Below are 22,614 nucleotides of genomic sequence, written 5' to 3'. Positions count from 1 at the left end.
TATGAAACTGCATTTAAAAATTTGGAGACAAAAAAATCGTAAAACACAAGGAAAACTTGTTGATTATACGTTAGAAAATGTAAATCCGCATATGTCTTTCTTGGAGATGTTGGATACATTAAACGAACAATTAATTGTAAATAAAGAAGAACCAGTAGAGTTCGACCATGACTGTAGAGAAGGTATCTGTGGACAATGTGGTGTAGTAATCAATGGAAACCCTCATGGACCATTAGAGAATACAACGACATGCCAGTTACACATGCGTGAGTTCAGAGATGGTGAGACGGTATTAATAGAACCTTTTAGAGCAAAGGGATTCCCAGTGAAGAAGGACCTAAAAGTGGACAGAAGTGCTTTTGACCGTATTATCTCTGCTGGAGGATATGTATCTGTAAATACAGGACAGGCTCCGGAGGCTAATACAATCCCTGTGTCACATGAGACAGCAGAATCAGCTTTTGACTCTGCGGCGTGTATCGGATGTGGAGCATGTGTGGCTACTTGTAAGAATGGTAGTGCTGCTCTATTCACATCAGCTAAGATTACTCAATTAGCGTTGTTACCTCAATCTCAAGAGGAGCGTAAAGAAAGAGCGTTGAGAATGATCTCGCAGATGGATGCAGAAGATTTCGGACACTGTTCTAACACAGAAGCGTGTGAAGTAGAATGCCCACAAGGTATTTCTGTACTAAACATTGCACGTATGAACTATGAGTACAATCGTGCTAGCTTTTTAAAGTTTAAGAAATAACAAATAAAAAATAAGCCTATGAGCACTCTCACACTCTATAATAGCTTAAAATTTAAAATAATAGTAGGAGCAGGATTATGCTGCTCCGCTATTTCATTCGCTCAAGAAGTCAAGACAGATACAATCCAAGTCTTCGAAGAAAAGGTTATTATCAATCCTGAACCGCAGAAATATCCTAAGTTTAAAGTAGGAGGAGTATTCCAGACTCGATACTTAGATAACTTTAAAAAAGGTGTGGATATAGATGGACTACATCACTCAGAAACGCCAGAAAAGACAAGTTATGCTAACAATTCTTTTGATATCAAGAGAATGCGTGTTTCTATGAATGCGAAGATTACTGAAAACTTAGAAGTAACAGCTCTTGTTAATTTTGCGGACTTTAAGAATAAAGACGTAAGTACACGTGTTTTAGAAAATGCGTATGCTAAGTATACGGTTAACCGTTACTTTCAGATTACAGTAGGACAGTTTAGACCTCTATTCGGATTAGAAGAGACGTATGCAGTAGATATCGTTAAGTCCATAGATTATTCTAACTCTTATTATCTATTCGGTAATAACGGATGGATGAGCTTCCAAGTAGGTGCTGCTATTACAGGTAGTGTAGACTTGGGTAAAGTGCCAATGAGTTACGGGTTCTCTGTGACCAATGGTAATGGAAAGAATAAGACGGATAGTGATGATGGTAAGCATTACTCAAGTAGACTTTTATTTAACCTGAATAAGAAGCATGATTTTAATGTAGGTATTAGTGGAGGTATAGGTGAGGTGCAAAAAGAAAATGTATATGCAGTAGGAGTAGAGGCAGCAGCTAAGTTTCCTATTGGAGATCGTTGGTGTTTTGATTTTCAAACAGAGGCTAAGCAAGGGACTAATCACGATGCGTTCTTTAAGCTGGCAGCTGATAAGCGCTTAGGTAAGTTAGATGATTATGTGATGAAGAGTTTCTATGTGCTACCTAATATTCGATATGAAGTAGGTAGAAAGCACTTCCAGGCTATCGAGTTCGCATGTCGATATGAGTATCTAGATGCGGAGTCACAGTTAAACTCTAATGCACGTCAGACATTGACACCTATGTTTAGTTTAGAGTTCCTTAAAAATTATGGAGCAAGAATCCAACTGGGGATGCAAATAGACAACTTTAAAGAAAATATAAAAGATTCGAAAACTTATAATTCTAATCTAGCATTTATCCAATTGCAATGTAGATTCTAATTGTACCACAAAGACGTATAAGTGATGAAAGAAGTAAATCTTAAGAATCTTGCGATTACAGCTGTGATCGGGATTGCACTATGGTTTTGCCCAATTCCAGAAGGAGTAACTCCAGATGCCTGGCATTTATTTGCCATATTCGTAAGTACCATTTTAGGTATTATCCTAAAAGCCGCACCGATGGGAACAATGTGTATGTTAGCAGTAGGTCTAACAGCATTCTTTCAATTGTTAGCACCTGGAGATCCAGGTAAGTCAATAGCACTGAGTTTAAGTGGTTTTGGAGATAAAGTAATTTGGTTAATCGGTATCTCTTTCTTTATTGCAAGAGGTTTTATCAAAACAGGATTAGGAAATAGAATAGCGTTTTTATTTATTCGCGCCTTTGGAAAAAGTACATTGGGGTTAGCGTATGGATTAGGATTAGCAGACTTAGTATTAGCACCTGCTATTCCTAGTAATACTGCTCGTGGAGGAGGAATCATCTACCCTATTATGAAGTCTATGGCTATGAACTTCGGTTCTGATGCGACTAAACCAGAAACACATAAGAAGTTAGGTTCTTTCTTGACACTGAACTGTTATTATATGAACTTGATCGCGTCATCTATGTTCTTAACAGGTACAGCGAGTAACCCGATGTGTCAGAAGTTCGCTGCTGATATGGGAATTAATATTTCATGGATGTCATGGGCGGCTGCAGGTTTTGTACCTGGGTTAGTTGCTTTTATTTTGACTCCGATAGTATTATATAAAATCTTCCCACCAGAACTTAAGAAAACAGGGGATGCACCTAAGGTGGCTGCTGAAAAATTAAGAGAAATGGGGAAGCTATCTATATCAGAGATCTTGATGTTAATGACTTTCGTTATTCTGTTAGCACTTTGGATTACTGGAGATTTATTTAGTATCGATGCGACTACTACTGCGTTTATTGGTTTAGCAATCTTACTGTTGACATCTGTGTTGACATGGGATGATGTAAAGGCAGAAAAAGGAGCTTGGGATACTATTGTATGGTTCGCGGTATTAGTGATGATGGCGAGTTCATTGAATAAATTAGGTTTCATCGGATGGTTCAGTGATTTAGTAAAAGGTAAAATGGGTGATATGGATTGGCATTATGCTTTCCCTATTATTGTGATTGTTTACTTCTTTAGTCACTACATCTTCGCGAGTGCGACTGCTCATGTAGCTGCTATGTATGCTGCTTTATTAGGAGTAGGAGTCTCGTTAGGAGTTCCACCTGTATTATTAGCGATGATGTTAGGTTTTATGGGATCTATCTACGGGACATTAACACATTATGGACATGGTCCTGCACCAGTATTCTTCGGAAGTGGGTATGTAGAGCTAAAGTCGTGGTGGACTTATGGTCTAATCATCGGAGTTATGCTACTCGCTATTTATTTAGTGGTAGGTACGAGTTGGATGAGTTTAATAGGAGCTTTTTAATAAGTAGTTTATAATTTGATTTAGTAGGGCTAAGTATTCTTTTATATCTTTCGGGAATAAAAGAATGCTTAGCCCTTTTTTGATAATACGAAGGTAATCTAGGGATAAATAAGAAAACGATGAGAAAAGCAGAAGTAGTAGTAGTTTGGTTTAGACGTGATTTAAGATTAGAAGACAATGTCGCCTTTTATCATGCAGCAGAGAGTGGATACCCTATTCTACCTCTATTTATCTTTGATAAAGATATTTTAGAGCAGTTTAGCAATGTAGAGGATAGGCGTGTGCAGTATATTCACGAGCAGGTCGGGAAGATAAATGACGAGCTGAAGAAGTATAATTCAAGCGTTCAATGTTATCACAGTACAGTATCTGAGGCATTCGAACAATTAGCAGATAACTATTTAATAAAGGCTGTTTATAGCAATGAAGATTATGAGCCTCAGGCTATTCAAAGAGATCAAGAGGTAGCTTCTTTTCTTCAACAAAAGAATATCCTTTTTTATCAATATAAAGATCACGTTATTTTTAGAGGAGGTGAAATCTTAAAACAAGATGGCACAGCGTATCAAGTATATACTCCTTATGCTAAAAGATGGAGATCATTATTGACAGAAAATCATTTGTTTGATTATACCGTAGCCTTAGAAAAGGTATTGTTTCATCGTTTTCAAAGTGATATTCTATCTTTAGAACAGCTAGGGTATCGTCCTTCTGAAAACAGGAAGATAACCAATGAAGTAGATCTAGCTATCGTCTCGAGGTATGATCAGTATAGAGACTATCCAAGTATAAAAGGGACTAGTCTATTGGGTACAGCATTGCGCTTCGGTACAGTATCTATTAGGAAATGTGTACGTATTGCTTTAAAAGAAAACGATGTATGGCTATCAGAGTTGATTTGGAGAGAGTTCTTTAGTCAGATCATGTATTTATACCCTGCAGTAGAAAAGCATTGTTTTAAGTCTAAATATGAGGGTATAAAATATCGCAATAATGAGGCAGACTTCTTGGCATGGTGTGAAGGTAATACGGGATATCCGTTAGTAGATGCTGGAATGAGAGAGTTAAATGCTACAGGGTTTATGCATAATAGAGTGCGTATGGTAGTTGCTAGCTTTTTAGTAAAACATTTATTGATCGACTGGCGTTGGGGAGAGGCATATTTCGCTCAACAGTTACTAGATTACGACTTAGCTTCTAATAATGGGAATTGGCAATGGGTAGCTGGCTGTGGCTGTGATGCGGCACCCTACTTTAGAATATTTAACCCTACAGAGCAAGCAAAAAAGTTCGATAAAGACGGAAGCTATATGGATAAATGGGTTCCTGAGTGGCGAGAACTCTATTATAGACAACCAATAGTTGAACATAAGTTTGCTAGAGAAAGAGCTTTAGAAGTGTTTAAGGAAGGATTGCAAGAGTATTAATTTATTTTAGTAGTATTGTGTAAAATATTAATAAAAAGGTTGGTGATATAGGTGAGATAGCGTAATTTTTCATACATTTAACTTTTCTTAGAATCAAGAAGTGTAATGTTTAAAAAATACATTTTATATTGCTTATTAATCCCCTTTTTTCTTAGTTGTACTAAAAGTAAGGAGAGGCAAGTAGGTGTACAAAAACAGACACAAGGACTAGATTTAATAGATAAAAAAGAGGTTGTTGATTCTGTTAATTATTTGGAAACCAGTCGCTTGGCTAAACGTTTGCTTTTATTAGGTAACGCGTATTATTATAAGCAAAATGCTTTAGCGAATAAAGAAGATGTTTATAATGAAAAAAATAAGTTAACCTATGAGTATCTTAATGCATTAAAGAATAAGGATAGTGCATCACTAGCGAGTGCCTATTTTGATTTAGGCGAGCATTATCAATATACTGCTATTTCAGATAGTAGTTATTATTATTACAATAAATCAGCTCAATATTATAAGGGGATAAAGAATATTGAAGATCTTCAAAAAACGTATTTGTATTTCAGTATATTGCTAGCTAGCAGAGGTGTGTTTTTAGAAGCTCATATACAACTGTTACAAGCTATATCATTAAATGGGTATAATGTATCAAAGCATACTCTGTATAGTCAAGCATTTGTACTAGCCGTGATAGAGTTGGGTTTAGATAAAAACGATGAGGCTATCACTATGCTAAAAAAAGCTGAAGCATATTTAGACTCAGAAGAACTTAAAAACTTCTATTTAAGGGAACAGATATTGATGAATAAGATTTCTATTAAAAATAATCTGTCTCGAGCCTATATAGAGAAAGGCGAATACAATGATGCAGAAGAAGCGATTCAAGAAGCTTTTAGGTATTTAGAACAATTGGAGAATGAGGATAAAGAATCTTTTTATTCTATGCTCCTGCATACGAATGCATCACTTCAATTAAAGTATAAAAACTATGATACTGTAATAAGTTATATAGTTGAAGCTATGGATCATAGTCTAACTATAGGTAACTATCATGCTTATAATCTGAATAAAATACTATATGCTGAATATCAATTAGAAAGAGGGGAGTTTGTAAATGGGATTAAATTATTAGAAGAGGTATTCTCTTCTGCTGCTCAATATGATGATCTAAGAATACAGAAAAAGGCAATCGAATTACTTATGATGTATGATAAGATTGACTCTAAATCTAACTTTTATCATTATAAGCAGATTAACGAATTGATAAATAAGGATATCAATGCTGTAAGAAGTAAGTTCGCTAGACTAAAATATGAATCAGATTCGCTTATTCGATCTAATCAGATTTTAAAAGATCAGAATAATCTCATTACTTATGCGAGTATAGCACTTATTTTTAGTTTTATTGGAATACTATGTGTTATTTTCTATAGAAATAAGGCAAGGGAAATAGCTCTGGTGCAAATGTACCAAAAGGATACAGAAAAATATTATGATTCTATTATTCATATTCAGAATAGTATAACAAGAGCTCAAGATATTGAACGTAAGAAGTTTGCGAAAGAATTACACGATGGAGTATTGAACAAGCTATTTGTTACTCGGTTTTCTCTTTTACAATTAGAAAATGATAACCTTGAGTTAGTTAAAGAATCTTTAGTCAAAGAAGTACAAGAAGTAGAGTTATTTATTAGAAATAGTTCTCATGCGCTATACAATGAAGAGAAGTTTTTAGTTAGTAATTTTGGACAGCTTTTAGAGGAGTTAGTTTATTTGCAAAATAGAAATGTCAGTACAGTTTTTAGTATTGAAATTGACTCTAGAATAGAACTAGAGAGACTAAGTCATAAGATAAAAGTGAATATCTATAGAGTTCTTCAAGAAGCATTTCAAAATGTACAGAAGTATGCTGAAGCGAAAGAATGTAAATTAGTAATAGAATATCTATCAGATCAATATTTTCGTATGGAAGTTATAGATAATGGTAAAGGATTTAGCTTTAAATCTGTTAAGCGTGGATTAGGAATTAAAAATATGGAAGAACGACTTCGAGGGTTGAATTCAAAACTTATTGTAAAGAGTAAAAGAGGAATAGGTACTTCTATTTCTTTTTCTATTCAAAATAGCTAGATCTACAGTTTATATATCATCCAGATATTAGGCTCTGTATAATATCCTTTGTTAAGCTCAACGTTTACTCTAAGCGTAGTTAATCCCATAGGTAAAATGTATTCTCCAGAAGACTGAAAAGTATACCCAGTCCATTTTTCCCATTGAAGAATAGTACCTTCGACGTAGAATGAGGTAGTGCAGACACCTTGAATAATAGCTCCATTGATTACGTGTTTTCTAATTTCAATATCGTATGGTAATCCCGAATTATTAATCCATTGAGAATAATTCATTATATCTTGTAAGGGATAATGTTGTTTCATCTTAGGTCTTATGGGACAAATAATGTTTTGATATTCTTCTTGAGTAGCATAAAGCTTTAGGTTGTTTATTACATATTGGTGTACTTCATTTTCAGAATAAGACTTATTCGTAAAAATAGATAAGCAACACAGAGTATTTGGTTTTAGGATACGTTCATGGTCGGCAAATGATTTCTCTAATGCCCATCTCCACCCTCCATCTGAGAGTTTAGCGAACTCTGTTTTAGTTAAATGTAAAGGCACACAATGTATAGTTGCAACAAGGTTATTATTCTCTAGTACTATAAATTGCTGACTAGAAAATACTTTAAAAATAGAATTCCAATATTTTACTTTGCCACTGTCTGCCTGTAAGTATTGTGGTAAGTTACTTAGTTCTTTAATTTTTTGTACTAAGTTATCTTTCTGAACTGAATTTAATTGATCAAAACATATAAAGCTAAATTCTGCAGTATTCATTGTGTGTTGAAAATTACCATTTGCTAAGAGTTAGAAAGATACTGCATTTACAGAGATAAATATATTTTAATTGAAATTATTATTAACTATTTTATAATCAGAGAATAAAGTTAATAAGCTGAAAAAAACGTATTTTTAGATATAGAAATGGCTTAAAATTTGAGTGCACTAAATAATTATAGGTATTGAAAATAGTTATGTGTTTTTTAATAGTGATAGATTTTACCAATACATGTATTGATTCAAAGTATGCTAAAATCTAGTTATCAGTGGATTATAGCTGTAAGTTTGTAAAAGAAAAAGAGAGATAAACGACAAAAATAATAATTATGAAAGAACAGAAATTGACAACAGCTTCAGGTAGACCTTATGTAGATCATGAGGATTCATTAACAGCAGGTGCTAGAGGTCCTGTATTACTAGAAGATTATATTTTACATGAGAAGTTAGCTCACTTTAATAGAGAGCGTATTCCAGAGCGTATTGTACATGCAAAAGGTTCAGGAGCTTATGGAACATTTACAGTAACAAATGATATCACGAAATATACTAAAGCTAAATTATTTAGTGAAGTAGGAAAACAAACAGACGTTTTTGTTAGATTCTCTACTGTAGGGGGAGAGAAAGGGTCTGCTGATTCAGAGCGTGATCCACGTGGTTTTGCAGTGAAGTTCTATACAGAAGATGGTAACTGGGATTTAGTAGGTAATAATACACCAGTATTCTTTATTAAAGATGCTAAGAAATTCCCTGACTTTATCCATACTCAAAAAAGACACCCAGGTACTAACCTAAAATCACCTACTATGGTATGGGATTTCTGGTCATTAAACCCTGAGAGTTTACACCAAGTATTGATCTTGATGTCTGATAGAGGTACTCCATTTGGATTTAGACATATGAATGGATATGGTAGCCATACCTTCTCTATGATTAATAGCGAGAATGAAAGAGTATTCGTGAAGTTCCACTTTAAAACAGCTCAAGGAATTAAAAACCTTACAGGGCCAGAAGCAGACCAAATGAGAGCGACTGATATGGACTATGCACAACGAGATCTATATGAAAATATCTCTAATGGTAATTTCCCTAAATGGAATCTAAAAATTCAAGTGATGACTGAACAACAAGCCAAAGAAGCAGTTGTTAATCCATTTGATGTAACAAAAGTATGGCCACATGGTGATTATCCACTAATCGATGTAGGGGTACTTGAATTAAACAGAATGCCTAAAAACTACTTCCAAGATGTAGAGCAAGCAGCTTTTGCGCCAACACATATTGTAGATGGTATTGGATTCTCTCCAGATAAGATGTTACAAGGTCGTATTTTATCTTATCCAGATGCACAACGTTATAGATTGGGTACTAACTATCAGCAAATCCCAGTGAACCGTTGTCCATTTATGACTAATAACTATCAGAGAGATGGCTATATGAGAGTAGATGGTAATGGTGATGACGCACCTAACTACTTCCCAAATAGCTTTGATAATATTACAGTAGATCAAAGTTATAAAGAACCAGCTCAAGAGTTGCATAGTGTTGTGGCTGATAGATATGATAGAAATGGAGAAGGAGAGAATGACCACTTCAGTCAACCAGGAAAACTATACGAGATTATGACTGCTGAAGAGAAAACAAATACTGTAGCTAATATCGTTGCGGCAATGAGTGGTGTAGAAGGGCCTAAGCGTGATGAGATTATCGGAAGACAGCTGTGCCACTGGTTTAGAGCTAATGTTGAACTAGGTACTAGAGTTGCACAAGGACTTAACTTCGACATCAGTAAATACATGAATTCATAATAGTTATCTATATATTTTAAAAGATCCCATTTTGCTTCTTGCATTTGGGATCTTTTTTTTCATAACTATGTCAGAAGTTGTATTCTAGATTATTATACTTATTTTTGTTAGTAACAGTAATATCAATATTTATGCGCTACTATACTTTATTCAAGATAATATTTATATCAACTTTTTTTGTAGGATGTTCTTATCAAACTTATCAACCTATTTCTTTTTCTGATTTAGATAAAAATGATAATGTAACAGAAAGCAAAAAAGGGTATATGGTGCAATTGGCTACTGATGAAAAACTTGTCTTAGATCAAAGTACGCATGTAGAGACAGAGGTAGGTCAATATTTTGTAAAAACTAATGAAAGACAAGTATTTCCCGTTATTTCTAATCATGATACTGTGTATCGATCAAATAGGCATATTGAGTTTAAGAAGGTTCACAACTTTCGTGATATGGGAGGGATTAGAAATAAAGACGGAAAACAGGTCATATGGGGGCATTTCTTTAGAAGTGGACACCTCTCTAAGCTAAAGGAGAAAGAATATGCTAAACTTGAAAATCTAAATGTCAAAACAGTTATAGACTTGCGTACGGATAAAGAAATAACGAAGAAACCAGATAGAATACCTGAGGGCGTAACGTATAAGAATGTACAAGTGTATGACGATTCTGAGGATATGTTCTCTAAGACTAAAAAGGATGTACTTAAGGGAAGAGTGACTCCTGTACAATCTGATAGTCTAGTGATGGAGTTTTATAAACTGTATATGACAGAGAACCCACAGTTAGTTAGAGAGATAATGGATGACGTTTTTGAATCAAAAGAAGCAGTGTTGTTCCATTGTTCTGCAGGTAAAGATAGAACAGGTATGATAGGAGCTATGATACTTAGCATCTTAGAGGTAGATAGAGAGACTATCATTTCTGAATATATGTTATCTAATAATTATAGAGTAAGTGAAGTAGAGGGAAGAATGAAGCTTGCTAAAGTAGGCAAAGTAATCTTTCCGAAGATTAACTATCAGGTTATAGAGAACTTTTCGTGGATTAAGCCTATTTATATTCAAGCAATGTTTGAAGGAATAGAGAAGGAGTACGGTTCTGTTGATAATTATATTGAGCAAGGACTCAAAATAAGTAAAGAGAAACGAGCAGAATATATTCAGAAATTTACGTACTAGTTATTTTGTGTTCACTTTCAATTGTTTTAATTTAGAGAAATTAAAAGGAGAATTATGTATAGAATAGTATTTACTATGGTAGCCTTTCTTAGTGTAACAATTATGTGTGCACAGAAGCAATCTTTTAGTCAGAAGATAGGTCAATTAATGGAGTTAGTTACAGAGGAGAACGTTGATAATAATCAAGTAAGAGAAATATTAAAGACCTTAGCTATTGCCCCTAAAGAGATGAAAGAAGGAGCTATGGATTACAGTATATATGATAATTTTGAAGGAGATACTTTGTATTATATCCCGTATAAAACTGCAGAAGAATCTCGTTTTTCTGTTGAGAAACTAAAACAGGGAGAGAAGTTGTTCTATACTCTTCAGTTTTTAATGCAAAGCACATATACCAAAGATGCCAAAGGTAAAGTAGAATTTGCAGACCCTACATATCTATATAATACAACGATAGAAGAATTAGAACCTTACTGTACTACACCTATGAAGTATAAGAATGGTAGAGGTAACAGTCCTGATTCTCCCTTGCTTAGCTGTGTTTATACTAACCCAAAGAGTAAGAGAAAACTAATGTATTGGGTAGTATGTGAGAATAAAATAGGAGACACAAAGGGAAATACAGTAAAAGAAATAAAGATTCAGAGTCAAGAACTTTGGAGATAAACTATAAATACAAATTAGAAATATGTTATTGTCTAATGTAAGTCGAGGTGATGCTTTAATTGTTGCAATTAAGCTATTGATAATATCTTCAGTAGCTAGTTTGAACTGTTTGTTAATCCAGCACAATATATATACTAAAGCGAATCTAGGTGTGCAATATGTAAATAAAGATTTAGTAAGGTTCGAAACGATAAACTTTATCGTGACAATATTAAATATCGTAGCAGCTGCCTTTTTCTTTATAGTATTCATTGTATGGTTTTATAGAGCTTATGTGAATATGCAGTCTTTAGATACTCGATTAAATGATTCTAAGTATTGGATAATATTCGGATGGTTTTTACCTGTTTTTAATCTAGTGATGCCTTATCGATTATTGAATAAGATGACTATCAGTGCGGTATCGTATATACATAAGAATACGACTACGAGATTACAGAAGTTTAGGTCTTATTGGATTTTATTGATTTGGATTAGTTTCTTATTGATCTATTTGTTGCGTATCTATCAGTATAGTATGGCTACGAGAATAGATGTTATGTATATTATCGAACTAGGGATAATCATTAATGCACTATCGTTACTTACTTTATTTGTGTTCGCTTCATATTTTAATTTCTATAGAAAGATGGAAGCCCTAATCTATAAGTTAGAGCATGAAAACAAAGAGGAGAATGCAAACTGTATTGAACTAGTAAGAGAATAAAATACAACTCTTAAACTGTTTTTATGTCAGGGAAACAAGTTTTTTTACAGTTTATTCAGAATATCAGTATACCTTATCTACATGAAGGCTTTGTAGCTACTCAGAAAGGTCTGATATTAAAACAACGAATAGAATCATCAGATTTTGAGTTAGTATTGAAGTTTCATGCTATTCAGAGTGAAGTGAAAACTAGTGTACAGTTATCATGCCTTGTCATGGTGTTGTCAGAACAGTTAAAAGCATGGAGGTTGCAGAAGTACAGAAGTAAGGATTTAGCAGTAGATACTGTTTTTATAGCTAATCTTAATGATGTTATTCCTGTTCTCCCGAAGAAGTTTAGTTGGGAAATTAACTCCAAGAACCTTGATGATCAAACAGCTGTTTTTAGTGAGCTTCTTTCTACTTATGTGAATCCTATATTTGAGCAGTTTAGAAATAGAGAGGCACTGATAGCTTATACTATTGAACAAGGGTGGAGATTTAATGTAAATATGTCTCCTAAGCAATTTGTTTATCCATTAGATTTTATGGCATGTTTTGCTTCTTATGAAGAGAATTGCTTAGGCTTTAATAATTTTATCAAGCAAGAAGGTCTAGTAGGACAAGCTAGACGTATTTATAAAGAAATGAGTTCACCTAAGTATAAAGGATATATTAGAAGTGATGCTATAGAGGACAAATTATTCCAGCTAGCTTATCTGCATAAAATACCGATTTGGTGATATATGACAATATAAAAAAAGAGAGGGAAGTATACGTTATGATACTTCCCTCTCTTTTTTATGTTTGAAGGTATAAATTAATTTGTACCTACTCTTTTATAGGTAAACTCTTGATTGTTTTTTTCTAAAACAAGGATATTCTCACTACTTGCTTTGATTGTAAAATGTAAGGTATCTCTATTAGATAACACTAGAAGTTCGTGATTCTGTATCCACCAATTCTCATATTCACTAGTCATCATATTTACTGATGTAGCGTCTCCATTCTCTTTTAAAGAAAAACTCTTAGGCTTATTCTCATTAAAGGGAGTGAATTCTGTCCAATCACCAATCACATGTATGCTTAATGACTTTTCATGTTCTGACATTTCAGGAAGTTTAAAGCTCTCTTCCTTTTTACAGCTATAAAAGGCTACTCCACATAATATTATAAAAATACTAGTCTTAAATGTTTTCATATTAATTGTTAAAATTAGGAAATACTAAACAAATATAGTGATAAAAATTAAATATGGGTATTTAAAATAATGTGAATTGGTTTCTATTTAGAAGGTTTTAGCGCATGTATAGTACGATAAAGAATATCTAGGTTAACTTCCATTTCATCTTTTGTTAAATGACCAAATCCTAATCTCATTCCTGTTAATTTTCTGTCTTGATAGAGTAGGGTTTTAGGTAGATATAAGTTATTTTTAGCACATTGTTTATGTAGTTGCATCAGGTTAATAGGAATGTTCCATTCTGTCCAAATAGCTAATCCACCAGCAGGTACTGTAAAATGAATATCATTATTAAAGAACTGTTGTAATAACTCAGCGAAAGAGTCCCGTCTTTCTTTGTATATTTTAGAAGCTTTTTTTAGATATCTAAAGATTTCGCCTTCTTCTATTAATTCATTTAGTACCTGTTCCATGATAATGTCTCCTCTAGGATCTAGTAATCTCAGGTATTTCTGCATTTCTATTAATACACTTTCTGGTGCTACAATAAACCCATGCTCAAAAGTTGGCGCTAATGATTTGCCAAATGATCCTATATATATTACCATACCATCTGAGTCTACACTTGCTAGTGGTAATACAGGGCTTTTGTCATAATGGAAGTCATAATCATAATCATCCTCTAGAATAATAAAACCATACTTACGTGCTAAGTTGAGAAGTTTTACTCTGCGCTGTGCACTTAGTGTTACAGTAGTAGGGTAGTGATGATGAGGTGTTAAATACAGCATACGAATAGTATGAGATTTACACAGTTCTTCTATAGCTTGTACATCTATACCATGCTCATCTACAGGTACTGTTAGTACATGAGCTCCAGTTTCTTGAAATGTCATATTACTAGAGTAGTAGCTCAGCTTAGCTACGATCACTTTATCACCAGGAGATAGTAGTACTCTACAAGCGATGTAGATACTCATTTCGGTATTACGTGTGATCAGTATATTATTCTTACTGATATGTAGTCCTCTAGATAGGTTTAGATAATTCGCCATATTACTTTTGAATGGGTAGTTATCCTCACTTTTTATATTGTATAGTTTTTTTCGATTGCTTTTTCTTTTGAGGTTAGCACTATAGAAAGAAGATAGTTGACTCAGTTGGCTTATTCTTGTATCTGTCGTACCATCATTAAACATATAGTCACAATGATTTGTCTCATAAGGAGAATCTAGCACATTATTGACTTGAAAGGAATATCCTGGTTTACTTGGATATTGTTGAATATTCTGATAATCTATATCAGTACTTGTTTTAGGGCGAATAGACTTTTTGCTCAATACAAAACACCCTTTATTAGGGATCATTTCTATCCATCCTTGTGTTGCTATTTCTTCAAATGCCGCGATTACTGTATTTCTATTTACCGAAAGCAATGTTGCGATTGTTCTAGTGCCAGGTAGTTTAGTCCCTTCAGGGATAAAGTTGCGTTGTATAGCATTGCTAAACTGATTAGCGATTTGCATATATACTGCAGTAGTAGAGTTTCTATCTATTTTTATAAAACTCTGATAAGGGATTTTAACCGGACTAGCCATGATTAGAAATATTAAGTATTATCTATTCCAGCAATATACAGTTTTTAGCATATAGATATACTTTTTTATGCTCAATATTTTTGTGAATATTGGCTTTTAGTTTTTGTGTCCTATCGTATATTTATATAATTTAGGGTTTTATTTTATAGCTATGAATGTATCGATCCTTCAGATGGTTAGTGTAGTTAGTTATTCTAACGCATACTTAAATAATCATTTACCAGAGATTTCTAATCAAGGAGAGAAAATCTCTATGTATTGTAATAAAGTGTTATTTCATATTCCTGTAGTAGGAGATAAGAATCAATATACAACTCAAGCACCTATAGACTGGTTTATTTCTTTGAAATTCAGAGGAGTAAAGCAAGTAAAGTTATTCTATCAATCTTTTGCAAAACCGAATACACCAGAGTATATGACAGCAGGATTTGTAGGAGGTGGGGGAGTATGGATGGTAGAGACTGTGTTAGAAGATCGATCAGAGTTTTGGTATAGCAAGTGGGAGGTCAATGAGGATAAACGTCAGTTAGGTGCAGATAGAATATGGGATGTAACCTATAGACTTGCTCCTATTGACGAATTGCCAAGCACTAAGTATGAGATAAAAGAACAGAGCTTAGCCCTTGCATCAGTATTAGAAGAGCTAGTAGCTTTCTGTAAAATAGAAGAACTGTCTAATTGGGAAACTATATTTGCAGGAGCTAAGAGTGTATTAGAGAATAAGAAACCGTCTACAACTACCTATCTAAAAGATATGATCGTAGAAGGGGGATACACAGAAGAGGCTTTAGCCTTAATGGAAGCTACTGATAGAGCCTATGTATTCGGGGGGATGGGCTCGTGGAATGATGTAGGACAGCTCAGTAATGATAATCAAGAGAAGAGGTATAAGGAACTGTCAGCAGAACTATATGCTGTCTTAAACCGAAGTATTCTAGCATTTGCTAATTCTTGTTTATAGGTCAAGAATAATTAGGCTTAGTAGGTAATCTTCTATATTAAAAATAAATGACAATTTTATTTTCATTTGATAAAAAATAATAAAATTATATTCTCCACCTTTGCACGCTTAAATTTTTAGAACAAATGAACTGGATAATTTTAATTATTGGTGGATTATTTGAAGTAGGTTTTACTTTTTGCTTAGGTAAAGCTAAGGAGGCTACAGGAACAGAAGCAGTAGGATGGTATGCCGCTTTTTTGATAGCCTTAGTTTGTAGTATGGCAGCCCTTGTAAAGGCAACTCAATCCTTACCACTAGGAACAGCTTATGCAGTATGGACTGGTATAGGTGCTGTAGGAACAGTATTAGTAGGAATATTTGTGTTTAAAGATCCTGCTACTTTTTGGAGGATGTTTTTTATCGCTACTTTGATCGGGTCTATTATTGGGCTTAAAGTAGTAGCTGCATCATAAGTAGTAATAAAGAGTGTTTTTTAGAATCTATTATAGATAAATTAAAAAAGGGACTATCAAGCGATAGTCCCTTTTTCATTGATAAAAAGTAGTTGATTGTGTTGTTAATAGTAGTAATTATAGATTAAGACCTTCTAACCTTTGATTGTCTTACCCTAAAAGTAATAAAGCTTTTTAGAATACAAAACAGGAGTGTTTGTTAAGCTTCATTATAAAATGATATTGTTTGATATGTGATATGTTTTGTTGATAATAAAGCTTTTTTTATCGTTTTTATATTGCTGTAAAAAGTGTTTCTTTGTTTTTTATTTTTGAGCAATGAATATGCAGGAGCAATATTTTGATGTCTTTATAGCACATTTAAGACAAACTATTACACTGGATGAACACACTGTACATAAAGTATTAGACAGCGTAGAAATAGTGAAATTAAAAAGGAAAGAGTTTCTTCTCACTCCAGGGCAACCTTCTAATTCTATGCGCTTTATTGTAGAGGGGAGCGCTAGATGTTATTATCTAGATGAGAATAGTCAAGAGCATACCCTACAGATTGGTATTGAGAATTGGTGGATAAATGATTTGTATAGTTTTTTGACACAGAAAGATTCTCAGATGTATATTCAAGCTATCGAACCTGCTGTAATTTTGCAAATTAGTCAATCTAATCTAGAGCAACTCTATCAAGAAGTTCCGGAGATATCTACATTTTTTAGAATTAAGATTCAGAGTGCTTATGTAGCACTACAGGAGCGTATGCTAGAGAATTTAAGCACAGAGGTCTATGCTAGGTACCAGAAGTTTATTAAGGATTACAGAGATATAGAACAACGCGTGCCTCAGTATATCATAGCCTCTTATCTAGGTGTGACTCCTGAGTTTCTAAGCTATTTAAAGAAAAAGAACTTATAATAAATAAGTTTTTTTACCTAATAAGTGTTTCTTAAGTTATCTTAAGAAGCACGTTCTCTCGAGCTAATACATTTGTCTTATACAAATAAGAATAGAAGACAAATGAGATTAGCTTTTTTTTATGTAGTAATTTTAATGGTTTTTGGGCAAGGTGTTTTCGCTCAGAAATTTTCATATAATCCAGAAGGAATGGTAGGTCACCGTTCTTACTTTTACACCCATACATTTAATTATCAGATTAGCGATAAGGTCAAACTTCAGAACCTTATTCTATTTGATACAGAGTATGATGATGATAAGCACAATATTCTATTTATGCGTAATACGCTAGCTTATCAATTTTCAAAACACTTTACTTTAAACACCTCTATAGGAATTAAGAATCCAGGCAAGTTTGCCAGTATGTTGCTTCAATATCAGGTATCAGGTAAGGAGGTATTGTTCTCTTATGCTGTAGGGACAACATACCAAGCAGGTTTTACACTAGAACAATCATTATTATTTGAATATACCCCTCAGCTGACAGATAAAGTGAAAGGATTATTCAGAGTATCTGCAGTCGGTAATGTGAACGCAGAGGAGTACACTAGAGGATTCCAACATATCAGATTAGGGGTGAAGTATGAGGAATATAGTTTTGGGATAGCAGCCAACTTAGAACAGTTTAATAATTCATGGAAACACCTAGAAAACATTGGTGTTTTTGCAAAAGTAAATCTTTAAAATACAATAGAAATGAACAAGAATCAAGACATCGGTTTATTAATTACACGTATTAGTATTGGCTTTCCAATGTTGTTATACGGAATAGGAAAATTATTTAATGGTATTTCGTTTATCCAAAGTGTATTAATGGATAAAGGACTTCCTGCTTTTTTCGGATACGGAGTCTATGTAGGAGAAGTGATAGCCCCTCTTCTGATCTTAATAGGTTATAGAACACGATTAGCCAGTTTAGTATTTGCAATTAATTGTCTTACAGCTATGTTATTAGTACAGAGCGCAGACATCTTTAGTCTAAATGATAATGGTGGATGGAAGGTAGAGTTATTAGGTATCTATGCCTTAGTTGCTGTTGGGTTATTCTTTACAGGAGGAGGTAAGCTAGCTTTGTCATCTGAGCATAAATGGGATTAAATAGAAAAGGTAGAGTAGGTATCAATTTTATCCTAAAAAGAACATTCTAACTATAGAGGTAATAAAATACTCTAGAATACGATCTGTGATAAAAATAGCCTTACCCCTTGTCAATACTCAAGTTTAGTGAACTAATTGATGAGGTATGGTGTAGAGTTATGAATAAAAAATCATTCTAATCGTTCAAAATGCTTTTTTGGCACAGCATTTGTTATTGTATAGATGTAGTATACAATTTCATAGTTATTTTTTTTTGAGCGATGTTAACGTAGTTAATTAACATCAGATAAGTAATAAAGATTTTATTATTTAGGTTTTGTTTATAAAGCATAAGTTTATTGAGTTGACTTATGCTTTATTTTTTTTATACACCATTAACAAGGGGAGTGCCTTAGTCATGATGTAGGATGCTAGGAGATTCCTTGAGGGTTTCTAGAGGTATTCTTGCTGAAAAACGTGCTTTGGGCTAGTAAACTCGAAGAAAACCCCTAGCAAACCTCAAGAAACCCGAAGAGAATAAGGGATTAGAGAATGCTTAATTAACGCTGAGTACTTAGAAACGTTAAAAAAGTGTTTTCAACTTTACTGTTTTCTATAGAATCAGTATCTTTAAAGAGAAGAGTTTTAGGGATAAATTAAGGTGGTTCTTAATCTATATTAACTAGTAATGAAGAGAACTTCTTTAATTTTACACTAGAACAATAAAGTATTCATCAATTAAATATTCATATTATGTCAAACGTAGATTTAGTTATAGAGGAACGTGCAGCTAGTATTGGTAACTTTTTAGTAGGAAGACTATTGCCTTTTAGACAGAAGCGCACAGTAGGGCCATTTTCTTTTATAGATCACATGGGACCTATATCCGTAGCAGAACACGATAATTTAGATGTAGATCCACATCCTCACATAGGTCTATCTACATTGACTTATCTATTTGAAGGACAGATCATGCATAGAGATAGTGTGGGAAGCGTAGAGCGTATCACTCCAGGTGCGGTAAACTGGATGACAGCTGGTAGAGGGGTAGTGCATTCTGAGCGTATGCCAGAGGATATACGTACGACTATGCCTGATGCTATTCTACACGGGTTACAGATTTGGATTGCATTGCCTAAAGAATTAGAGGATATGGAGCCTTCTTTTGTTCATATTGAAGCAAAAGATTTACCAAGCTGGGAAGAAGATGGTGTATCGTATAAACTAATAGCAGGAGAAGCTTTAGGTAGAAAATCACCAGTGCCTGTATACAGTCCATTGTACTATATCGAAATCAAATCTACAGAACATAAGAAGATTAATATCGGAAGTGGACTATTCGGAGAGGCAGCGATGTATATCTTAGAAGGTGGAGTGAAGAGTGGTGAGCATGAGTACGAACCTAAGAATATCTTGATCTCTAATGATAGTACGCTATGTGAGTTTGAAATGAAGCCTAATACTACAGTCTATATCTTCGGAGGAGAACCTCTACCAGAAGAGCGCTATATACTGTGGAACTTCGTATCTCATGATACAGACAAATTAGAGAAAGCAAAACAAGATTGGATCGATCAGAACTATGAGGTATTCCCTTTAATAGAAGGTGATAGTGATAGTTATGTACCGTTTCCTGAAGGAATGAAATCATTTAAAAATAAGAAGTAATATGGACGTAACAGTAAAAGCCGTTTTAGGTACAGAGTTATATTATACAGAGGTTACGGCAGGTAGTAATGTATTGATTACTGACGAGCCTGCTGATTTGGGTGGACAGAATAAAGGGTTTAACCCATTCGAAGTATTAGCTACTTCACTAGCTAGCTGTACAGCAGCTACACTGAGAATGTATATGGATAGAAAGAAGTGGGAAGCTGAGAAGATCGTGGTGGAAATAGAAATGACTAGAGACACTACAGGGACAAAGACTACTTTTAATAGAAAGGTGTCTTTCGAAGGTGCATCATTAGATGCTGATATGCAGAAGAGATTGGCTATTATAGCTGATAAGTGTCCTGTACATAAAGTATTGACAGGAGAGGTAACCATTAATACAGAATTAGCTGTTTAGACAACGGGAAACAGGGAACAGAAAACCGATAAGGAGTATTAAGAAAAAAGAAAAGTATTAACCAATAAAAGAAATATACTATGGAAATAAAACATGAAGCCCAAGAAACAAAAGGCGCATTCGTCGCTTATATAGACGGGCAACGCGCTGGAGATATGACTTATTCTGTAGCAGGTACAGATAAGATTATTATAGATCATACGGGAGTAGAAGAGGCATTTAATGGTAAAGGAGTAGGAAAGGCTATATTGCTTGAAGGAGTAATCCCTTACGTAAGAGAAAAGAATTTAAAGGTATTGCCGTTATGTCCTTTTGCATCAGCTATGTTTAAAAAGATGCATGCTGAGATAGGAGACGTATTAGTATAATTAAGAATTAAGAATTAAGAATTAAGAATTTTCTTATAGACAAGATGTACTTCGTGGTTATTGTGCGGTGTGATTGTCACGGATTATAAATCTGCACCATCAGTATTACAGTACTAGGCTGTAGACAATTCTGTTAACAGTAAACTGTCTACTGTCCACTAAATAAGTTTTGTGTTCTAACGAGTATGTCTATATTGTTTTTGTTACCTTTGTACCAAATTAAATATATAGAATCTTATGAACGAAAAAACACCTTTTGGATTAATATCTACAATAGAAGTTCCTTATGCTTTAAGTGTAAAGGGAAACTGTTGGAGTAAAGAAGGATTGTTAGTCGCGAATTATATTTATTCGAATGAAGGAGATACTAATACGTACGAATTAGTATATACTATCATTGATAGTGAGGGAAATACAAAAGAGGAGAAAGAGACTAGAGGAGTATTACCTACTTTATTTTTAAGCCCTACTAAGGAGAACTTTGTTTCTCTAGTAAGTGGAGAGGAAGAAGAGATGACTTCTTATTCTATATTTGATAAGAGTATAAAAGGATTTAAAAGTAGCAAGTCATTTGATGGGCGTTTTGTAGGATGTACAACTGATCATTCTATTTTTTATAATGTAGATATCTGGAGCGAAAAGGCGGCAGATGTGATGAATGTTATAGTGTTTAAAGATGGTGTGCTAGTAGATGAAAAGAAAGTAGCTATTCCTTTTCCTAAAGATAATAAGATCTGTGTACGAAATGGAGAGATTCATATCATCACAGAAGTAGAGGACGGATGGCTTCATCGTCAGATAGATGAAAATGGAGAGGAAGTGAGAAGAAGATTATTAGAGTTTGATTTTCCTTTTGTACACGAAGCGCTGACCTTGTCATTTGATGAGAAATCATATTTATTATGTGAGGAGAATGGTGAGATAGGTATCGTAGAGATAGATGCAGATGGAGAAGGGATGTATGGTGACTTATTTAATATCGGTGATGAGTTCTTCGGTACTTGGCATCCACAACGCGTAAGTGATGATACTAATGCAGTACAATTCACGACTGAGTTTGGAAATGGATGGTTAGTGATTAAGAATGATGAGCTAGTAGAACTGTTCTATAACAAGAATAAAAAAGGATATCAAAACTTATTGACTAAGGAAGTGTTGTCTATTGATAATAACGATTTAGTATTATCAGGGATAAGTCCTATCACTGATGGTAAGATAGGATTAGTATTCTATCCTCGTAAACAACGCAAAGAGACTTATAATAAAGCTTTCGTATTACAACACGAGATATAGTTTAATTAAGAATTAAGAATTAAGAATTAAGAATTAAGAATTAAGAATTAAGAATTTTCTGACTTAATGTACTTAATTTAAAGATATAATAAAGGTCACTAACACTATGCTAGTGACCTTTTTGTTTGATGTTTATCTATTATTGAACAGGCATGTATTTATTGATAAACTTCACTGTTCCTAATCCGCAAAGTCTCCTGACTTTGAGGAATTAATTGTTTGTTTTCATTGAGAGATGATGTATCTTGAGTTGATAAGATGAAGTTAGAAAGTGATATATGAAATGGGATTGATAACCATATATAGTATTACGAAGTCCTTTCGGCCTAAGCTAGTCAACGGGTGTCTTCTCATTGAAGATTTGCTAACGGTCATTCCGCCGTAGGCGTGGGAATGTTAGTGCAAATCAAAATGTAAGAAGACCGTTAACTAGGTTGAGTCTTGACCTTTTTTGTTACTTTTTAGGGTCAAGCCAAAAAAGTAAATAAACTACTGCGTAGCGTAAGAATTCTCTGACTTAATGTGCTGATTTAAAGATATAATAAAGGTCACTAACACTATGCTAGTGACCTTTTTGTTTGATG

At 33.9% G+C, this 22,614-nt stretch carries 22 protein-coding genes; 19 read left to right on the top strand and 3 right to left on the bottom strand.

Going from position 1 to position 22,614, the window contains the following annotated elements:
- Position 1: 1 nt before the first annotated feature.
- The 5 genes from BK054_RS17435 to BK054_RS17415 all read left to right on the top strand — a co-directional run bounded on the left by BK054_RS17435 (position 2) and on the right by BK054_RS17415 (position 6,975).
- Entirely contained in the window at positions 2 to 754 is a 753-nt protein-coding gene (locus BK054_RS17435) for a succinate dehydrogenase/fumarate reductase iron-sulfur subunit (RefSeq protein ID WP_006258445.1), read from the top strand.
- A gap of 18 nt (positions 755 to 772) precedes the next feature.
- Positions 773 to 1,975: a porin gene (locus BK054_RS17430; RefSeq protein WP_006265769.1), complete on the top strand. Its 1,203-nt coding sequence runs from the start codon at positions 773 to 775 to the stop codon at positions 1,973 to 1,975.
- 24 nt (positions 1,976 to 1,999) lie between these two features.
- Positions 2,000 to 3,430 (top strand): anion permease, encoded by a 1,431-nt coding sequence (locus tag BK054_RS17425; RefSeq protein ID WP_006258443.1) that lies wholly within the window; start codon positions 2,000 to 2,002, stop codon positions 3,428 to 3,430.
- A 119-nt stretch (positions 3,431 to 3,549) separates the two neighbouring features.
- Entirely contained in the window at positions 3,550 to 4,857 is a 1,308-nt protein-coding gene (locus tag BK054_RS17420; protein WP_006265768.1) for a cryptochrome/photolyase family protein, read from the top strand.
- A 252-nt stretch (positions 4,858 to 5,109) separates the two neighbouring features.
- The gene (locus BK054_RS17415; protein ID WP_232234311.1) at positions 5,110 to 6,975 is read left to right on the top strand and encodes a sensor histidine kinase; all 1,866 of its coding nucleotides are present in this window, start codon (positions 5,110 to 5,112) and stop codon (positions 6,973 to 6,975) included.
- Positions 6,976 to 6,977: 2 nt separating this feature from the next.
- Here BK054_RS17415 and BK054_RS17410 read toward each other — a convergent pair whose 3' ends face one another.
- Complete coding sequence (locus BK054_RS17410) at positions 6,978 to 7,739, bottom strand: hypothetical protein (RefSeq protein WP_006261688.1); 762 nt, start codon at positions 7,737 to 7,739, stop codon at positions 6,978 to 6,980.
- A 329-nt stretch (positions 7,740 to 8,068) separates the two neighbouring features.
- On the opposite strand from BK054_RS17410, the gene BK054_RS17405 reads away from it, so the two are divergent.
- From BK054_RS17405 to BK054_RS17385, 5 genes are all read left to right on the top strand, one after another.
- Positions 8,069 to 9,547 carry a catalase gene (locus BK054_RS17405; protein ID WP_006265766.1) on the top strand — a complete coding sequence of 493 codons (1,479 nt, stop codon included), beginning with the start codon at positions 8,069 to 8,071 and terminating at the stop codon, positions 9,545 to 9,547.
- Between the two features lie 131 nt (positions 9,548 to 9,678).
- Complete coding sequence (locus tag BK054_RS17400) at positions 9,679 to 10,725, top strand: tyrosine-protein phosphatase (protein ID WP_071307593.1); 1,047 nt, start codon at positions 9,679 to 9,681, stop codon at positions 10,723 to 10,725.
- A 54-nt stretch (positions 10,726 to 10,779) separates the two neighbouring features.
- A complete protein-coding gene (locus BK054_RS17395) occupies positions 10,780 to 11,391 on the top strand; it encodes a hypothetical protein (RefSeq protein WP_006258437.1) in 612 nt (203 codons plus the stop codon).
- A 22-nt stretch (positions 11,392 to 11,413) separates the two neighbouring features.
- Positions 11,414 to 12,097: a DUF4328 domain-containing protein gene (locus BK054_RS17390; RefSeq protein ID WP_006261684.1), complete on the top strand. Its 684-nt coding sequence runs from the start codon at positions 11,414 to 11,416 to the stop codon at positions 12,095 to 12,097.
- A gap of 23 nt (positions 12,098 to 12,120) precedes the next feature.
- Positions 12,121 to 12,819: a hypothetical protein gene (locus BK054_RS17385; protein WP_071307592.1), complete on the top strand. Its 699-nt coding sequence runs from the start codon at positions 12,121 to 12,123 to the stop codon at positions 12,817 to 12,819.
- Positions 12,820 to 12,896: 77 nt separating this feature from the next.
- On the opposite strand, the gene BK054_RS17380 is transcribed toward BK054_RS17385, so the two are convergent.
- Both BK054_RS17380 and BK054_RS17375 read right to left on the bottom strand, forming a co-directional pair.
- Entirely contained in the window at positions 12,897 to 13,277 is a 381-nt protein-coding gene (locus BK054_RS17380; protein ID WP_006261682.1) for a lipocalin family protein, read from the bottom strand.
- 83 nt (positions 13,278 to 13,360) lie between these two features.
- A complete protein-coding gene (locus BK054_RS17375; RefSeq protein ID WP_006265759.1) occupies positions 13,361 to 14,857 on the bottom strand; it encodes a PLP-dependent aminotransferase family protein in 1,497 nt (498 codons plus the stop codon).
- A gap of 151 nt (positions 14,858 to 15,008) precedes the next feature.
- Between BK054_RS17375 and BK054_RS17370 the strand changes: the two genes are divergently transcribed.
- From BK054_RS17370 to BK054_RS17330, 9 genes are all read left to right on the top strand, one after another.
- Complete coding sequence (locus BK054_RS17370) at positions 15,009 to 15,818, top strand: hypothetical protein (RefSeq protein WP_071307591.1); 810 nt, start codon at positions 15,009 to 15,011, stop codon at positions 15,816 to 15,818.
- Positions 15,819 to 15,943: 125 nt separating this feature from the next.
- Positions 15,944 to 16,273, top strand: a complete 330-nt coding sequence (locus BK054_RS17365; RefSeq protein ID WP_006258431.1) for a DMT family transporter — start codon at positions 15,944 to 15,946, stop codon at positions 16,271 to 16,273.
- A 318-nt stretch (positions 16,274 to 16,591) separates the two neighbouring features.
- Positions 16,592 to 17,182: a Crp/Fnr family transcriptional regulator gene (locus BK054_RS17360; RefSeq protein ID WP_071307590.1), complete on the top strand. Its 591-nt coding sequence runs from the start codon at positions 16,592 to 16,594 to the stop codon at positions 17,180 to 17,182.
- A gap of 102 nt (positions 17,183 to 17,284) precedes the next feature.
- On the top strand, positions 17,285 to 17,905 hold the full coding sequence (locus BK054_RS17355) for a hypothetical protein (RefSeq protein ID WP_071307589.1): 621 nt from the start codon (positions 17,285 to 17,287) through the stop codon (positions 17,903 to 17,905).
- A gap of 12 nt (positions 17,906 to 17,917) precedes the next feature.
- Positions 17,918 to 18,319, top strand: a complete 402-nt coding sequence (locus tag BK054_RS17350) for a DoxX family protein (RefSeq protein WP_006261678.1) — start codon at positions 17,918 to 17,920, stop codon at positions 18,317 to 18,319.
- 732 nt (positions 18,320 to 19,051) lie between these two features.
- Complete coding sequence (locus BK054_RS17345; protein ID WP_006261677.1) at positions 19,052 to 19,966, top strand: pirin family protein; 915 nt, start codon at positions 19,052 to 19,054, stop codon at positions 19,964 to 19,966.
- 1 nt (position 19,967) lies between these two features.
- A complete protein-coding gene (locus BK054_RS17340; RefSeq protein ID WP_006265755.1) occupies positions 19,968 to 20,369 on the top strand; it encodes an OsmC family protein in 402 nt (133 codons plus the stop codon).
- An 80-nt stretch (positions 20,370 to 20,449) separates the two neighbouring features.
- Positions 20,450 to 20,737, top strand: coding sequence for a GNAT family N-acetyltransferase (locus tag BK054_RS17335; RefSeq protein ID WP_006264147.1), 288 nt, complete (start codon positions 20,450 to 20,452; stop codon positions 20,735 to 20,737).
- Between the two features lie 237 nt (positions 20,738 to 20,974).
- A complete protein-coding gene (locus BK054_RS17330) occupies positions 20,975 to 22,030 on the top strand; it encodes a hypothetical protein (RefSeq protein ID WP_006265754.1) in 1,056 nt (351 codons plus the stop codon).
- Positions 22,031 to 22,614: the final 584 nt, after the last annotated feature.

Source organism: Myroides sp. ZB35 (assembly GCF_001865835.1).
GTDB lineage: Bacteria > Bacteroidota > Bacteroidia > Flavobacteriales > Flavobacteriaceae > Flavobacterium > Flavobacterium odoratimimum.
This window is presented reverse-complemented; position numbering and strand designations above follow the sequence as displayed.

Bases quoted from the DNA above. Each gene is read 5' to 3' on its own strand.
- BK054_RS17435 (WP_006258445.1), top strand. From the start codon at position 2: ATGAAACTGCATTTAAAAATTTGGAGACAAAAAAATCGTAAAACACAA.
- BK054_RS17430 (WP_006265769.1), top strand. From the start codon at position 773: ATGAGCACTCTCACACTCTATAATAGCTTAAAATTTAAAATAATAGTA.
- BK054_RS17425 (WP_006258443.1), top strand. From the start codon at position 2,000: ATGAAAGAAGTAAATCTTAAGAATCTTGCGATTACAGCTGTGATCGGG.
- BK054_RS17420 (WP_006265768.1), top strand. From the start codon at position 3,550: ATGAGAAAAGCAGAAGTAGTAGTAGTTTGGTTTAGACGTGATTTAAGA.
- BK054_RS17410 (WP_006261688.1), bottom strand. From the start codon at position 7,739: ATGAATACTGCAGAATTTAGCTTTATATGTTTTGATCAATTAAATTCA.
- BK054_RS17405 (WP_006265766.1), top strand. From the start codon at position 8,069: ATGAAAGAACAGAAATTGACAACAGCTTCAGGTAGACCTTATGTAGAT.
- BK054_RS17400 (WP_071307593.1), top strand. From the start codon at position 9,679: ATGCGCTACTATACTTTATTCAAGATAATATTTATATCAACTTTTTTT.
- BK054_RS17395 (WP_006258437.1), top strand. From the start codon at position 10,780: ATGTATAGAATAGTATTTACTATGGTAGCCTTTCTTAGTGTAACAATT.
- BK054_RS17390 (WP_006261684.1), top strand. From the start codon at position 11,414: ATGTTATTGTCTAATGTAAGTCGAGGTGATGCTTTAATTGTTGCAATT.
- BK054_RS17385 (WP_071307592.1), top strand. From the start codon at position 12,121: ATGTCAGGGAAACAAGTTTTTTTACAGTTTATTCAGAATATCAGTATA.
- BK054_RS17380 (WP_006261682.1), bottom strand. From the start codon at position 13,277: ATGAAAACATTTAAGACTAGTATTTTTATAATATTATGTGGAGTAGCC.
- BK054_RS17375 (WP_006265759.1), bottom strand. From the start codon at position 14,857: ATGGCTAGTCCGGTTAAAATCCCTTATCAGAGTTTTATAAAAATAGAT.
- BK054_RS17370 (WP_071307591.1), top strand. From the start codon at position 15,009: ATGAATGTATCGATCCTTCAGATGGTTAGTGTAGTTAGTTATTCTAAC.
- BK054_RS17365 (WP_006258431.1), top strand. From the start codon at position 15,944: ATGAACTGGATAATTTTAATTATTGGTGGATTATTTGAAGTAGGTTTT.
- BK054_RS17360 (WP_071307590.1), top strand. From the start codon at position 16,592: ATGAATATGCAGGAGCAATATTTTGATGTCTTTATAGCACATTTAAGA.
- BK054_RS17355 (WP_071307589.1), top strand. From the start codon at position 17,285: ATGAGATTAGCTTTTTTTTATGTAGTAATTTTAATGGTTTTTGGGCAA.
- BK054_RS17350 (WP_006261678.1), top strand. From the start codon at position 17,918: ATGAACAAGAATCAAGACATCGGTTTATTAATTACACGTATTAGTATT.
- BK054_RS17345 (WP_006261677.1), top strand. From the start codon at position 19,052: ATGTCAAACGTAGATTTAGTTATAGAGGAACGTGCAGCTAGTATTGGT.
- BK054_RS17340 (WP_006265755.1), top strand. From the start codon at position 19,968: ATGGACGTAACAGTAAAAGCCGTTTTAGGTACAGAGTTATATTATACA.
- BK054_RS17335 (WP_006264147.1), top strand. From the start codon at position 20,450: ATGGAAATAAAACATGAAGCCCAAGAAACAAAAGGCGCATTCGTCGCT.
- BK054_RS17330 (WP_006265754.1), top strand. From the start codon at position 20,975: ATGAACGAAAAAACACCTTTTGGATTAATATCTACAATAGAAGTTCCT.